The organism is Streptomyces sp. NPDC050997, from assembly GCF_040660135.1.
In the GTDB taxonomy this organism is placed as follows: domain Bacteria; phylum Actinomycetota; class Actinomycetes; order Streptomycetales; family Streptomycetaceae; genus Streptomyces.
Genome location: NZ_JBFAGK010000029.1, coordinates 28,108 through 40,930, shown reverse-complemented (window position 1 = coordinate 40,930; position 12,823 = coordinate 28,108). Strand labels below are relative to the sequence as shown.

General features: G+C 70.4%; 10 protein-coding genes. 5 read left to right on the top strand and 5 right to left on the bottom strand.

All coding sequences use genetic code 11. The annotated features are described in order from the left end of the window. Nucleotides 1–42: 42 nt before the first annotated feature. Nucleotides 43–558, top strand: coding sequence for a redox-sensitive transcriptional activator SoxR (soxR, locus tag AB0H86_RS39795; RefSeq protein WP_362450297.1), 516 nt, complete (start codon nucleotides 43–45; stop codon nucleotides 556–558). Between the two features lie 202 nt (nucleotides 559–760). Here soxR and AB0H86_RS39790 read toward each other — a convergent pair whose 3' ends face one another. Next, nucleotides 761–1,363 (bottom strand): hypothetical protein, encoded by a 603-nt coding sequence (locus AB0H86_RS39790; protein ID WP_362450295.1) that lies wholly within the window; start codon nucleotides 1,361–1,363, stop codon nucleotides 761–763. Between the two features lie 221 nt (nucleotides 1,364–1,584). Here AB0H86_RS39790 and AB0H86_RS39785 point away from each other — a divergent pair, with 221 nt between their 5' ends. Further along, on the top strand, nucleotides 1,585–4,380 hold the full coding sequence (locus tag AB0H86_RS39785; RefSeq protein ID WP_362450293.1) for a penicillin acylase family protein: 2,796 nt from the start codon (nucleotides 1,585–1,587) through the stop codon (nucleotides 4,378–4,380). A 37-nt stretch (nucleotides 4,381–4,417) separates the two neighbouring features. Here the strand turns inward: AB0H86_RS39785 and AB0H86_RS39780 are convergent, their stop codons facing one another. After that, the gene (locus AB0H86_RS39780; protein WP_362450290.1) at nucleotides 4,418–5,758 is read right to left on the bottom strand and encodes a serine-threonine protein kinase; all 1,341 of its coding nucleotides are present in this window, start codon (nucleotides 5,756–5,758) and stop codon (nucleotides 4,418–4,420) included. A 102-nt stretch (nucleotides 5,759–5,860) separates the two neighbouring features. Continuing rightward, nucleotides 5,861–7,090 (bottom strand): DUF1343 domain-containing protein, encoded by a 1,230-nt coding sequence (locus tag AB0H86_RS39775; protein WP_362450287.1) that lies wholly within the window; start codon nucleotides 7,088–7,090, stop codon nucleotides 5,861–5,863. A 176-nt stretch (nucleotides 7,091–7,266) separates the two neighbouring features. Between AB0H86_RS39775 and AB0H86_RS39770 the strand changes: the two genes are divergently transcribed. From AB0H86_RS39770 to AB0H86_RS39760, 3 genes are read left to right on the top strand one after another with little or no spacing between them, the layout of a single operon-like run. After that, complete coding sequence (locus AB0H86_RS39770; protein ID WP_362450284.1) at nucleotides 7,267–8,040, top strand: SDR family oxidoreductase; 774 nt, start codon at nucleotides 7,267–7,269, stop codon at nucleotides 8,038–8,040. Continuing rightward, nucleotides 8,037–9,692, top strand: a complete 1,656-nt coding sequence (locus AB0H86_RS39765; RefSeq protein ID WP_362450281.1) for an AMP-binding protein — start codon at nucleotides 8,037–8,039, stop codon at nucleotides 9,690–9,692. The genes AB0H86_RS39770 and AB0H86_RS39765 overlap by 4 nt, the downstream gene beginning before the upstream one ends. Nucleotides 9,693–9,737: 45 nt before the next feature. Continuing rightward, on the top strand, nucleotides 9,738–10,331 hold the full coding sequence (locus AB0H86_RS39760; protein WP_362450279.1) for a TetR/AcrR family transcriptional regulator: 594 nt from the start codon (nucleotides 9,738–9,740) through the stop codon (nucleotides 10,329–10,331). 59 nt (nucleotides 10,332–10,390) lie between these two features. Here AB0H86_RS39760 and AB0H86_RS39755 read toward each other — a convergent pair whose 3' ends face one another. Next, entirely contained in the window at nucleotides 10,391–11,641 is a 1,251-nt protein-coding gene (locus tag AB0H86_RS39755) for an acyl-CoA dehydrogenase family protein (protein ID WP_362450277.1), read from the bottom strand. Nucleotides 11,642–11,647: 6 nt separating this feature from the next. After that, nucleotides 11,648–12,670, bottom strand: coding sequence for a phosphotransferase family protein (locus AB0H86_RS39750; protein ID WP_362450275.1), 1,023 nt, complete (start codon nucleotides 12,668–12,670; stop codon nucleotides 11,648–11,650). Nucleotides 12,671–12,823: the final 153 nt, after the last annotated feature.

Here is a 12,823-nt window from a genome sequence, read left to right as displayed (position 1 = left end):
ATGTCAACGGACCCGGGCGGTGAGGGTGGGTAGGGTCGCTGGGTGCCCCAGATTTCCGAGAAGATCCATGAGCTCACGGTCGGCCAACTCGCCGCACGCAGCGGCGCCGCCGTCTCCGCCCTGCACTTCTACGAGTCCAAGGGGCTGATCAGCAGCCGCCGGACCACGGGCAACCAGCGCCGCTACTCGCGTGACGCGCTGCGCCGGGTCGCCTTCGTCCGCGCCGCGCAACGCGTCGGCATCCCGCTGGCGACGATCCGCGAGGCGCTCGCCGAACTCCCCGAGGAACGCACCCCCACCCGCGAGGACTGGGCCCATCTCTCCGAGGCCTGGCGCTCCGAACTCGACGAACGCATCAAACAACTCAACCGCCTCCGCGACCACCTCACCGACTGCATCGGCTGCGGCTGTCTCTCCCTGGAGGGCTGCGTCCTCTCCAACCCGGACGACGTGTTCGGTGAACGGCAGGCGGGATCGAGGCTGTTGGTGGAGCGGGGCAAAGACCGCCCCAAGTCCGGACAGCGCCAAGGGGAACGAGATCCGGAGAGCTGCTGCTGAAGCCGTCGGCCGAGGTGGGACCGTGCGCGGCACCTCCGGGCAGAGTGGTGACACGGCGAACCGTGTGGCGTTGCTGAACAGCCGTAGGGGAACAAAACGGGGGGTGCGGCATCCCCGGCGCACCCCCGCGACGCTCGGTTCCTAGGTGGCTTCGGTGGCTTGGGTCACTTCGGTCGCGCTTGGATCGCTTCCGTCAGTTCGGTCAGGCCGACACCAGCAGCCGTCCGCGCCTGGCGTCCGCCAGGGCCTCGGGCGTGAGTACGGGCCGCGGTACGAGAATCCCGCAGGCCGTGCAGACCGGACCGGTCGAGGGTTCGTGGTCCAGTTCGTACTTCCAGACGAGGCGTTCCCCGCCGCACGCCGGGCACTCCGCGCCCGGTTCCCGCTCCAGTGCGGAGATCAGCCGGCGCAGTACCTCCGCCAACGGCTCGTCGGGATGGACCCGAGGGTCGTCGCACCAGGCGACTCCGAAGCCGCCCCAGGTCAGCCGGTGCCAGTCGTCCACGGTGCCCGGCCTGCGCAGCCCGTCGTGCTTTTCCTTCTTGCGCCGCTCGGCGAACTCGACCTCGTAGGCCAGCCAGACCGAACGCGCCTCCTCGAGTTCCTCCAGTGCGGCCACGAGCCGCGCTGGGTCGGGGGAGCGGTCCTCCGGACCGAACCCGGCCCGGGAGCACAAATGGTCCCAGGTCGCCCTGTGTCCGTAAGGGGCGAACCGCTCAAGGCACTTGCGGAGCGAGTAACGCCGTAGCGCCAGATCGCATCGGGGGTCGCGCACCTGTCTCGCCAGACTCCGGAAACCGGCCATCGCCCTGCACCTCCGTCACACCTGCACCTGTACTTCGGTCACTTCGGCGTCGTCCAACGGACGTCGCCGAATAGACGTATCGACAAGCGATTTGGCTCCATCTGTTTTCCGATGGCCTCCATAAGCCGATCGAGGCCACTCCAAAACTTGACGCATGTTCATCTTCAATCCCGGGGATACCGGCGGTAACGTCCGGCCCACCCCCGTCGGTAGGAGCTGCCATGCCACGGCGCACCCCACGCACCGTCCTCGACAGACTGAGAACTCCCCGCAGATTCCCCGGGTTCCTGAAGTCCGCTTCCGTATGCGTAGTGATTGCCGGTCTCTTGTCCCCGATTGCCCCGGCGACGGCGGCTCAGACAGCGGCGGTCGAGGTGACGGCGGCGAACGACTACTGCGGCGGCCAGTGTTCGGACGTCCTGCCGCCGGGCCAGAACGGCAACGCCACCCTCGCGCAGATCCTGCTCAACCAGGCCTTCGGCACCCAGCCCGAGCACGCCGAGGACCAACTCGCCCCGTACGCCAACCTGGCCAAGGGGTACCCGTCGCTCACCAACACCACGATCAACAACTTCTTCAACGACGCGTCTTTCGGGGTCTCTGCCGATCAAGTCGCCTCCACGCTCAAGCCCGCCGGTCGCAGCGACGTGACGATCGTCCGCGACAAGAAGACGGGCGTACCGCACATCACCGGTACCACCAGATACGGCACGGAGTTCGGCGCCGGCTATGCGGCGGCTCAGGACCGGCTGTGGCTCATGGACGTCTTCCGCCATGTGGGACGCGGCCAGCTGACCGCCTTCGCGGGCGGCGCCCCGTCCAACCAGGGCCTGGAGCAGGAGTTCTGGCGCAACGCCCCCTACACCGAGGCCGATCTCCAGGCCCAGATCGACAACGCCGTCGCCTCCGCCGGTGACCGGGGCCAGCAGGCTCTCGGGGACGTCAACGCCTATGTCGCCGGCATCAACGCCTACATCGACGCCTCCGACAGCGGCCGCTACTTCCCCGGCGAGTACGTCCTGACCGGCCACAAGGACTCGATCACCAACGCCGGCACGATCGACCACTTCAAGACCACCGACCTGGTCGCGCTGGCCTCCGTCATCGGCTCGCTCTTCGGCTCCGGCGGCGGCGGCGAGGTCAACAACGCGATATCGCTGCTCGCGGCACAGCAGAAGTACGGCGTGGAACAGGGCACCCAGGTCTGGGAGTCGTTCCGCGAGCGCAACGATCCCGAGGCGGTCCTCACCGTCAAGGACGGCAGCTTCCCGTACGCCACCAAGCCCGCCGACGCCCAGGGCCAGGCACTGCCCGACACCGGCTCGGTGACCAGGGAGGAACTGGTCTACGACCGTACCGGCAGCGCGGCCACCGCTGACGCCACCGGCGCCTCCACGACGGCGGCGACGACGGCCCTCACCTCGGCCAGGCGGGGCATGTCCAACGCCCTTGTGGTGAGCGGCGACCACACCGCGAGCGGCGACCCGATCGCCGTCTTCGGTCCGCAGACCGGCTACTTCGCGCCCCAGCTGCTGATGCTCCAGGAGATCCAGGGCCCCGGCCTCAGCGCCCGCGGCGCCTCCTTCGCGGGCCTGAGCATGTACGTCGAACTCGGCCGCGGCCAGGACTACGCGTGGAGCGCCACCACCTCCGGCCAGGACATCATCGACACGTACGCCGTGGAGCTGTGCCAGGACGACTATCACTACCTCTACCGCGGCACCTGCACGGCCATGGAGAAGATCGAGCAGAAGAACGCCTGGAAGCCGACCACCGCCGACGGCACCGCGGCCGGCTCCTACACGATGCGGGCGTGGCGCACCGAGTACGGCCCCGTCGCGTACCGCGCGACGGTCGGCGGCAAGAAGGTCGCCTACACCACGCTGCGCTCCTCCTTCCTGCACGAGGCCGATTCGATCATCGGCTTCCAGATGCTGAACGACCCCGACTACGTGAAGGGGCCGGCGGACTTCCAGTCCGCGGTGCAGCACATCAACTACACCTTCAACTGGTTCTACGCCGACTCCGAGCACACCGCGTACTACAACAGCGGCGACAACCCGGTGCGGGCGAGCGGCGTCGACGCCGAGTTCCCGGTGTGGGCGCGGTCGGCGTACGAGTGGCGGAACTGGAACCCGACCACGAACACCTCGGACTACACACCCGCCTCGGCCCACCCCCACTCGACCGACCAGGACTACTACATCTCCTGGAACAACAAGCAGGCCAAGGACTACACGACCGCGTCCTGGGGCGACGGCTCCGTCCATCGCGGCAACCTCCTCGACGACCGGGTGAAGAAGCTGGTCGCCGCGGGCGGGGTCACCCGGGCCGCGCTGACCAAGGCGATGGCGGACGCGGCCCTGGCCGACCTGCGGGCCGAGGACGTGCTGCCGGACCTCCTCAAGGTGGTCAACAGCTCCACGGTGACCGACTCGACGGCCGCGGCGGCGGTGAGCAAACTGCAGACGTGGCTGACGGCGGGCGCCAAGCGCACCGAGACGTCGGCGGGTTCCAAGGCGTACGCCAATGCCGACGCGATCCGCCTCCTGGACGCCTGGTGGCCGCTGCTGGTGAAGGCCGAGTTCGCCCCGGGCCTCGGCACCGACCTGTACACCGCCTTCACCGCCAACCTGCCCGTCGACGAGGCTCCCTCGGCCGCGCACGGCCCGACCGGCGCGCACGCGGGCAGCTCCTTCCAGTACGGCTGGTGGAGCTATGTCGACAAGGACATCCGGGCGGTGCTCGGCGAGTCGGTCCAGGGGCCGCTCGCGCGCACGTACTGCGGCGACGGCATCCTCGGCGCCTGCCGGGACGTCCTGATCAGCACCCTGAAGGAGGCGGCCGGCAAGACGGCGGCCCAGGTCTACCCCGGCGACGACCTGTGCTCGGCCGGCGACCAGTGGTGCGCCGACTCGATCGTCCAGCGCACCCTCGGCGGCATCAAGCACGGCAACATCAGCTGGCAGAACCGGCCCACCTTCCAACAGGTCGTGGAGTTCACGTCACACCGGTGAACACGCCGGACACCGGTGAGGCATGAGTGACGGCGGGTCAGCGGATGCGGCCCGCCGTCACCACCAGCTGGGCCAGTTCCCGGTGCACGATGTCGTTGTGCGCGCCGGCCGGCGGCCCGCCGCGATTGACCACGCCGGCCGCGTCGACGTTCACACAGCCCGAGGCGGGCAGCCCCGCCCGCAGCGCCTCGGCCAGACCGAGGGACTTCGTGCCCGGCACCGCCTGCACGCCGTCGTGCCCCATCGCACCCCACTTGGCGCCCAGGGCCCGCCGCACGTCGAAGCCCGGGCTGTCGTGCGCGTCGGTCCCGACCGTCCGGTCGTCGTCCGCCATCCGCGAGGCCAGCGGGTACATCGTGGAGAGCGCGGCGTCGTGGCGGGAGTAGCAGCACACCACGGGCCCGTCCACCCGGTCGGTCTGGCCCCGCAGCATGCCGCCCGTGCGGGCGTCGTGCGGCAGCCGGGCGGCGAACGCGTAGTGGGAGAAGGCCCCTTGGAGCAGGGTCACCGACTTCACCGTGCGCACGCCCCGCGGCAGTCCCCGCAGCGCGAACGACACCAGCCGCGCGCCGAAGCTGTGCCCGACCAGATGCACCCGTAGCTCCGGTGCGGCCGTGGCCAACTGTCCGATCACCCGTCCCAGTCCGCGCTCGCCGACGGTCCCCGCGCGCCGCTTCATCGCGTAGTACGTCGCCTGCCGCAGGAGTTCGTGCGCACCGTCCCAGGGGTTCGGGACCGAGAACGCCGCAGCAGGCCCGCCCGGGGATTCGAGCTCCGCCAGCGCCCGCCCGAACTCCTCGCAGGTCTCCGCCGTGGTGCACGAGAACATCACGGGCTCGCTCCGCGGTACCCCCTCGGACAGGGTGTCCGCCGCGAACAGTGCCTGCGGTCCCGCCGGAACCACCTCCACCAGCAGCCGGACCAGCCGTCCGTACTCCTCCAACTCCGCCTCCTCGCGCGGCTGCTGGTCCAGCAGCCGCGCGATCTGGTCGATCACGGTCGCCCGCCCGGGGAAGGTCTCGAGGAGCGCGTGCCGGGTGTCCTTGTCGAGGACCGGACGGGGCGGCAGTTCGGCGGCCACGGCCCGCGGGAAGTCCGGGATCGGCTCGTCCGAGAACCGCATCGACGGCCACACCACACCGACGTACCCGAGTCTGGCCTTCGGGGCGAGCTCCGGGACCGGCGCGAAGAAGCGGCGGTAGAGCCGGGTCGCGCCCGAGCGGTCGCTGTTCCAGCCGTGCGCGAAGACGACGAGGTCACGGACGTCGTGCTGCCCGACGCCGGTGAGCAGCCGGTCCCGCCCGCGGCCGTCCGGGTCGCCGTCCGCGTCGAAGGTGAGCTCCCAGTACGGTGCCACGCTCATTGCCGGATCCGCCATGACTGGCCCCCTGGTCCGCCGGTGTGGTGCGATGTGCGCGCATCGTCCTGCTACCGGGCGGAGTTGGCCATACGTCATGACTCATCCGGGTGTTTCACAGGCTCACCGGTAGACGAGGTACTCCCCGCGCACCCGCCGGAACGCCGCCAGTTCCCGTTCCCAGCCCGCCGCCACCTCGTCGGTGTCCGCGCCCGCGTCGATCATCGTGCGCACCAGCGTGGAGCCCGTGAGCTTGTCGATCCAGTTGTCCGGGCGCCAGGCGAAACCGCTCCACACCTTCCGCGCGGTCACCAGGAGCGCGATCCCGGCGCGTACCGGGTCGTAGGCGTCCCGGTCGTGCACATGGATCTGCACGCCCCCGATCGTCTTCCCCTGGAACTTGGAGAAGGTGGGCGCGAAGTACGCCTCCCTGAAGTGCGCGCCGGGCAGCCCGAGTTCACCCACCGCGGCGGCCCACCGCCCGTCCACGCCCTCCGCGCCCAGCAGTTCGAACGGCCTGGTCGTGCCGCGCCCCTCCGACAGGTTCGTCCCCTCGAAGAGACACGTCCCCGAGTAGACGAGGGCGGTGTCGGGCGTCGGCATGTTCGGGCTCGGCGGCACCCAGGGCAGCCCGGAGGCGTCGTACCACTCCGACCGTCTCCACCCGGTCATCAGTACGGTGTCCAGCTCCACCGGCGCGCGCAGGAACTCCCCGTTGAACAGCCGCGCCAGCTCCGCGACGGTCATCCCGTGCGCCTGGGAGATCGGCTGCCGTCCGACGAAGGTCGCGAACTCCCGGTGCAGCACCGGCCCGAGAGCGGCCCGCCCGGTCACGGGATTGGGCCGGTCCAGGACCACGAACCGTTTGCCCGCGAGCCGCGCCGCCTCCATGCAGTCGTACAGCGTCCAGATGTACGTGTAGAAGCGCGCGCCCACGTCCTGGATGTCGAAGACGACGGTGTCCACGCCCGACGCGGTGAAGATGTCGGCGAGGGCCTGGCCGCTCTTGAGATACGTGTCGTAGACGGGCAGGCCGGTCGCCGGATCGTCGTAGCGGCCCTCGGAGCCGCCCGCCTGGGCGGTGCCGCGGAAGCCGTGCTCGGGGCCGAAGACTGCCGTCAGCTTGACGCGGGGGTCCGCGTGCATGACGTCCACGATGTGGCGGACGTCCCGGGTGATGCCGGTGGGGTTGGTGACGATTCCGGTTCTCTGGTCGCTGAGCTGGGCGTAGTGGCTCGCGGCCAGGTTCTCGAAGCCGGTTCGCCTGCGGCGGGCCGCGGAGGCGGGGGAAGCTGTGGGTAGTGACGCCGTTGCCGTTGCTGCTGCTAGCAGAGCTCGTCTGGAGAGGCGCATGCTGCGCACGCTATGCGCTCCCGCCGGCTGTGTGGAAGCCGCGGGTCAACTGTGGCTTGTCGCGCAGTTCCCCGCGCCCCTTGGTTGGGCACAGCGCCCCTTCCTTACAACATACCGACCGGTTAGTCTGGCCGCCACGGGGGCAGAGCCGTGTCGCGTCGCGTCGAAGGAGACCGATGGTGGAAGCCGTTCAGGGTGCTGGTGTGGTTGTCACGGGGGCCGGGGGTGGGATCGGGGCCGCGCTTGCCCGGCGGTTCGCCGCCGAGGGCGCTCGGGTCGTCGTCAATGACCTGGACGCCGACCGGGCCGAGGCGGTGGCCGAGGAGATCGGTGGCATCGCGGTCCCGGGTGACGCCTCCGGGATCGTCGCCGAGGCCCGTGCGGCGCTGGGCGGCACGGTCGATGTGTACTGCGCCAACGCGGGTGTCGCCTTCGAGGCGGGGGAGCCCGGCCGGCCGCTCGACGAGCAGCCCTGGGCACTGTCCTGGGACGTCAACGTCATGGCCCATGTCCGCGCGGCCCACGAGCTGCTCCCGGACTGGCTGGAGCGCGGCAGTGGCCGTTTCGTCTCCACCGTCTCCGCGGCCGGACTGCTCACCATGATCGGAGCCGCGCCCTACGCCGTCACCAAACACGGCGCCTACGCCTTCGCGGAGTGGCTGTCGCTGACGTACCGGCACCGCGGTCTGAAGGTTCACGCGATCTGTCCGCAGGGCGTGCGAACCGACATGCTGGCCGCCACCGGCAGCGCGGGCGACCTGGTCCTCCAGCCGACCGCGATCACCCCCGAGGAGGTGGCGGAGGCCCTGTTCAAGGGCATCGAGGAGGACCGTTTCCTGATCCTGCCGCACCCCGAGGTCGCCGGGTACCAGCAGGCCAGGGCCGCCGATCCGGACCGCTGGCTGACGAACATGAACCACATCCAGCAGAAGTGGGAGACCACCCGGTGACCGACTCCCCGTACGCCGCCAAGCCCTGGCTGGGCCTGCTCAACGACGCCCAGCGCGCCCCCGTCGACCCCGCCGACTCCTTCGTGCACGCCCTGCGCCGGGCCGTCGCCGAGACCCCGGACCGCGCCTTCCTCGCCTACTTCGACGGCCGTCTGACCTACCGCGAGGTCGACGAACTGAGCGACTCGGTCGCCGGTCACCTCGCCGCCCGGGGCCTGGAGCCCGGCGACCGGGTGGCGGTCCTGCTGCAGAACTCCCCGCACTTCGTGCTCGCGGTGCTCGGCGCCTGGAAGGCGGGCGCCACCGTCGTGCCCGTCAACCCGATGTACAAGTCGGGGGAGGTCGGCCATGTCCTGCACGACGGTGAGGTGGCCGCGCTGATCTGCTCCGACCGCGCCTGGGAGGCGTATCTGCGCGACGCCGCCGCCGACTCGCCGGTGCGGATCGCGCTCACCGCCTGCGAGCTGGATTTCCAGAGCCGCGGGGACACGCGCGTGCTGACCTTCGAGCGCCTCCCGCAGGCCGGGGACGCCGACGACCTCACGGAGGTGGCCCGGGCCGGCCACAAGGCACCCGAGGGCCGCGACCCGGCTCCGTCCGACATCGCCCTGATCAGCTACACCTCGGGCACCAGCGGCACCCCCAAGGGCGCCACCAACACGCACGCCAACATCATGTACAACGCCGAGCGGCAGCGGACGGGCCTGGCGTTGCCCGAGGCGCCCGTCTACTTCGCGATGGCGCCCCTGTTCCACATCACCGGGATGGTCTGCCAGTTCGGGGCGTGCCTCGACAGCGCGGGCACGCTGGTCCTGGCCTACCGCTTCGAGTCGGGGGTCGTCCTCGACGCGTTCGCCGAGCACCGGCCGCACTACACGGTCGGTCCGTCCACCGCCTTCATGGCCCTGGCCGCCCACCCCGACGTCACCCCGGACCACTTCTCGTCCTTCGTCAACATCTCCTCCGGCGGTGCCCCGCTGCCGCCCGCCCTGGTGGAGAAGTTCCGGGCCGGCTTCGGGCCGTACATCCGCAACGGCTACGGGCTCACCGAGTGCAGCGCGCCCTGCGCCTCCGTGCCGCCCACCCTGGAGGCCCCGGTCGACCCGGCCTCCGGGACGCTGGCGGTGGGCGTGCCCGGGCCCGACACGGTCGTCCGGATCGTCGACGAGCAGGGCGCGGAGGTGCCCTTCGGGGAACAGGGCGAGATCGTCGTACGAGGGCCGCAGGTCGTGCCCGGATACTGGCGGCGCCCGGACGCCACCGCCGAGACCTTCCCGGACGGCGAGCTGCGCACCGGTGACATCGGCTTCATGGACCCGCAGGGCTGGCTGTATGTCGTCGACCGCAAGAAGGACATGATCAACGCCTCCGGCTTCAAGGTGTGGCCGCGCGAGGTAGAGGACGTCCTCTACACGCACCCGGCGGTGCGCGAGGCGGCCGTCGTCGGAGTGGCCGACGGGTACCGCGGGGAGACCGTCAAGGCGTACATCAGTCTCCGTCCGGGGGCCGAGACGGACCCCGATGCGCTCGCCGCCTACTGCAAGGAGAGACTGGCCGCCTACAAATACCCGCGACAGGTGGAGATCCTGCCCGACTTGCCGAAGACGGCCAGTGGGAAGATCCTCCGGCGGGAACTGCGTTCTCGCCCTTAGGGCTGGAAACAGCAGCGGAAGATCACTCGGAAGGCAGGTGGCGCAGTGCCCAGGACGACGGACGGTGAAGGGGCCCCCGTGCCGCAGCGGCTACTTGCCGCCGCCACCCGGCTCTTCGCCGAGCAGGGCTACGACCGCACCTCGGTGCAGGAGATCGTCGAGGCGGCAGGCGTCACCAAGGGGGCGCTGTACCACTACTTCGGCTCCAAGGACGACCTGCTGCACGAGGTGTACGCGCGCGTGCTGCGCGTCCAGCAGGAGAGACTCGACGCCTTCGCGGGCGCCGACGAGCCGATCGAGAAGCGACTGCGGGGCGCGGCGGCCGACGTCGTCGTCACGACCATCGACAACCTCGACGACGCGATGATCTTCTTCCGTTCGATGCACCACCTGAGCCCGGAGAAGAACAAGCAGGTACGGGCCGAGCGCCGGCGCTACCACGAACGCTTCCGCGCGCTCGTCGAGGAGGGCCAGCAGGCGGGCGTCTTCTCCAGGGCGACCCCGGCCGACCTGGTGGTCGACTACCACTTCGGCTCCGTCCACCACCTCTCCACCTGGTACCGCCCCGACGGTCCGATGAGCCCGCAGGACGTCGCCGACCATCTCGCGGACCTGCTGCTGCGGGCGCTGCGGCCCTGACAGCCGACGGACATGAGTAAGGGGCGGCCGCCATTGCGACCGCCCCTTACCTCGTCACCTCACAGGTACTTCTTCAGCTCCCGTCGCGCCAGCGACCGCTGGTGCACCTCGTCCGGGCCGTCGGCGATCATCAGGGTGCGGGCCCCGGCGTAGAGCTCGGCCAGCGGGAAGTCCTGGCTGACGCCGCCCGCGCCATGCAGTTGGATCGCGCGGTCGATGATGTCGACGACCGTGCGGGGCGTGGCGATCTTGATGGCCTGGATCTCGGCGTGGGCGCCCCGGTTGCCGACCGTGTCCATCATCCAGGCCGTCTTGAGGACCAGCAGCCGCAGTTGCTCCACGGCGACCCGCGCGTCCGCGATCCAGTTGTGCACCACGCCCTGCTGGGCCAGCGCCTTGCCGAAGGCGTCGCGCGAGACGGCCCGCCTGCACATCAGCTCGATCGCCCGCTCGGCCATGCCGATCAGCCGCATGCAGTGGTGGATGCGGCCGGGGCCGAGACGGGCCTGGGCGATGGCGAAGCCGCCGCCCTCCTCGCCGATCAGGTTCGACACCGGCACCCGCGCCCGGTCGAAGACCACCTCGGCGTGGCCGCCGTGGTAGTGGTCCTCGTACCCGAAGACCTGCATGGCGCGCTTCACCGTGACGCCCGGGGTGTCGCGGGGGACCAGCACCATGGACTGCTGGCGGCGGATGTCCTCGCCGTCCGGGTCCGTCTTGCCCATCACGATGAAGATCTTGCAGTCCGGGTTCATCGCCCCGGAGATGTACCACTTGCGGCCGGAGATGACGTACTCTCCCCCACTCTCGGCTCCGCTCGAGCGGGAGGTGCCCCCCTCGTCCCGCTCGATGAGCGTGGTGATGTTCGTGGCGTCGGAGGAGGCCACATCCGGCTCGGTCATCGCGAACGCCGAGCGGATCTCGCCCGCCAGCAGCGGCTCCAGCCACTGCTTTCGCTGCTGCTCGTCGCCGAACTGTGTCAGCACCTCCATGTTGCCGGTGTCGGGCGCCGCGCAGTTCGTCACCGTGGGCGCCAACTGCGGGGAACGGCCGGTGATTTCGGCGAGGGGCGCGTACTGGAGGTTGGTGAGGCCGGCGCCGTACGCTGAGTCCGGGAGGAAGAGATTCCACAGGCCCTGCCTGCGGGCCTCGGCCTTCAACTCCTCGACCACGGCCGGGGTGTCCCACGGCGAGGCGAGCCGCTCACGCTGCTCGTGCGCGACGGCCTCTGCCGGGTAGACGTACTCGTCCATGAAGGCGAGCAGCTTGGCGCGCAGTTCCTCGGTGCGCGCGTCGAACGCGAAGTCCATGTCTGGTCAGCCTTCCTGAAGGGTGGTCAGGCCGTGCTCGATGAAGACGGGGACCAGGTCGCCGATGCGGTCGAAGCCGCGGCCGACGGTCTGGCCCAGGGTGTAGCGGTAGTGGATGCCCTCCAGGATCACGGCGAGTTTGAACCAGGCGAACGCCGTGTACCAGGAGACCGCGGAGACGTCGCGGCCCGAGCGCGCCGCGTACCGCTCGATCAGTTCGGCCGGATCCGGGTGCCCGGGGGCCTCGGCGGTCGTCGACACCGGCGAGTCGGGCATACCGAGCGGCATGCTGTACATCACCAGCAGACCCAGGTCGGTCAGCGGATCGCCGAGCGTCGACATCTCCCAGTCGAGGATGGCCTTGATCCGGTCGCCCTCGCCGATCAGCACGTTGTCGAGCCGGTAGTCGCCATGCACGACCGCCGGGGCGGGAGAGGGCGGCAGGGCGCGACCGAGCGCCGCGTGCAGCTCGTCGATCCCGGCCAGCTCGCGGTTGCGGGAGGCGTCCAACTGCTTGCCCCAGCGCCGCAGTTGACGGTCCAGGAAACCCTCGGGCCGGCCGAAGTCGGCGAGACCCACCGCGCCGGGATCCACCGCGTGCAGCTCTACGAGCGTGTCGACCAGCGCGAGGACGGCGTCCCGGGTACGCGCGGGGCCGAGCGGGGCCAGCTGGTCGGCGGTGCGGTACGGGGTGCCCTCCACGAACTCCATGACGTAGAAGGGCGAGCCCAGCACCTCCTCGTCCTCGCACAGCAGCACCGGGCGCGGCACCGGTACATCGGTCGGGTGCAGCGCGCTGATGACCCGGTGCTCGCGCCTCATGTCGTGCGCGGTCGCCAGGACATGGCCGAGCGGGGGCCGTCGTACGACCCACTTCGCGCCGCCGTCGGAGACCGCGTACGTGAGGTTCGACCGTCCGCCCTCGATCAGCCGGCCGGTCAGCGGGCCCTGCACCAGGCCGGGCCGCTCACGGTCGAGCAGGGCGTGCAGCCGGTCCAGATCGAGTCCTGGCGGGTGGTCGGGGCTCATCGATGCTCCTTACGTGTGCGTGTGCACGGGTCCGCGGGCGCGTGAACGGGACTGCTCCATGATGCCGACCGGTCGGTATGTCGTCCAGGGCGGGCGCGGAACGTGATCGGAGCCACGATAGGCCGACAGCTCCCCACCGGGCGCGGCGGGGAG

Coding starts and splice junctions, on each gene's coding strand:
- AB0H86_RS39790 (WP_362450295.1), bottom strand. CDS start 1,363: ATGGCCGGTTTCCGGAGTCTGGCGAGACAGGTGCGCGACCCCCGATGC.
- AB0H86_RS39785 (WP_362450293.1), top strand. CDS start 1,585: ATGCCACGGCGCACCCCACGCACCGTCCTCGACAGACTGAGAACTCCC.
- AB0H86_RS39780 (WP_362450290.1), bottom strand. CDS start 5,758: ATGGCGGATCCGGCAATGAGCGTGGCACCGTACTGGGAGCTCACCTTC.
- AB0H86_RS39775 (WP_362450287.1), bottom strand. CDS start 7,090: ATGCGCCTCTCCAGACGAGCTCTGCTAGCAGCAGCAACGGCAACGGCG.
- AB0H86_RS39770 (WP_362450284.1), top strand. CDS start 7,267: ATGGTGGAAGCCGTTCAGGGTGCTGGTGTGGTTGTCACGGGGGCCGGG.
- AB0H86_RS39755 (WP_362450277.1), bottom strand. CDS start 11,641: ATGGACTTCGCGTTCGACGCGCGCACCGAGGAACTGCGCGCCAAGCTG.
- AB0H86_RS39750 (WP_362450275.1), bottom strand. CDS start 12,670: ATGAGCCCCGACCACCCGCCAGGACTCGATCTGGACCGGCTGCACGCC.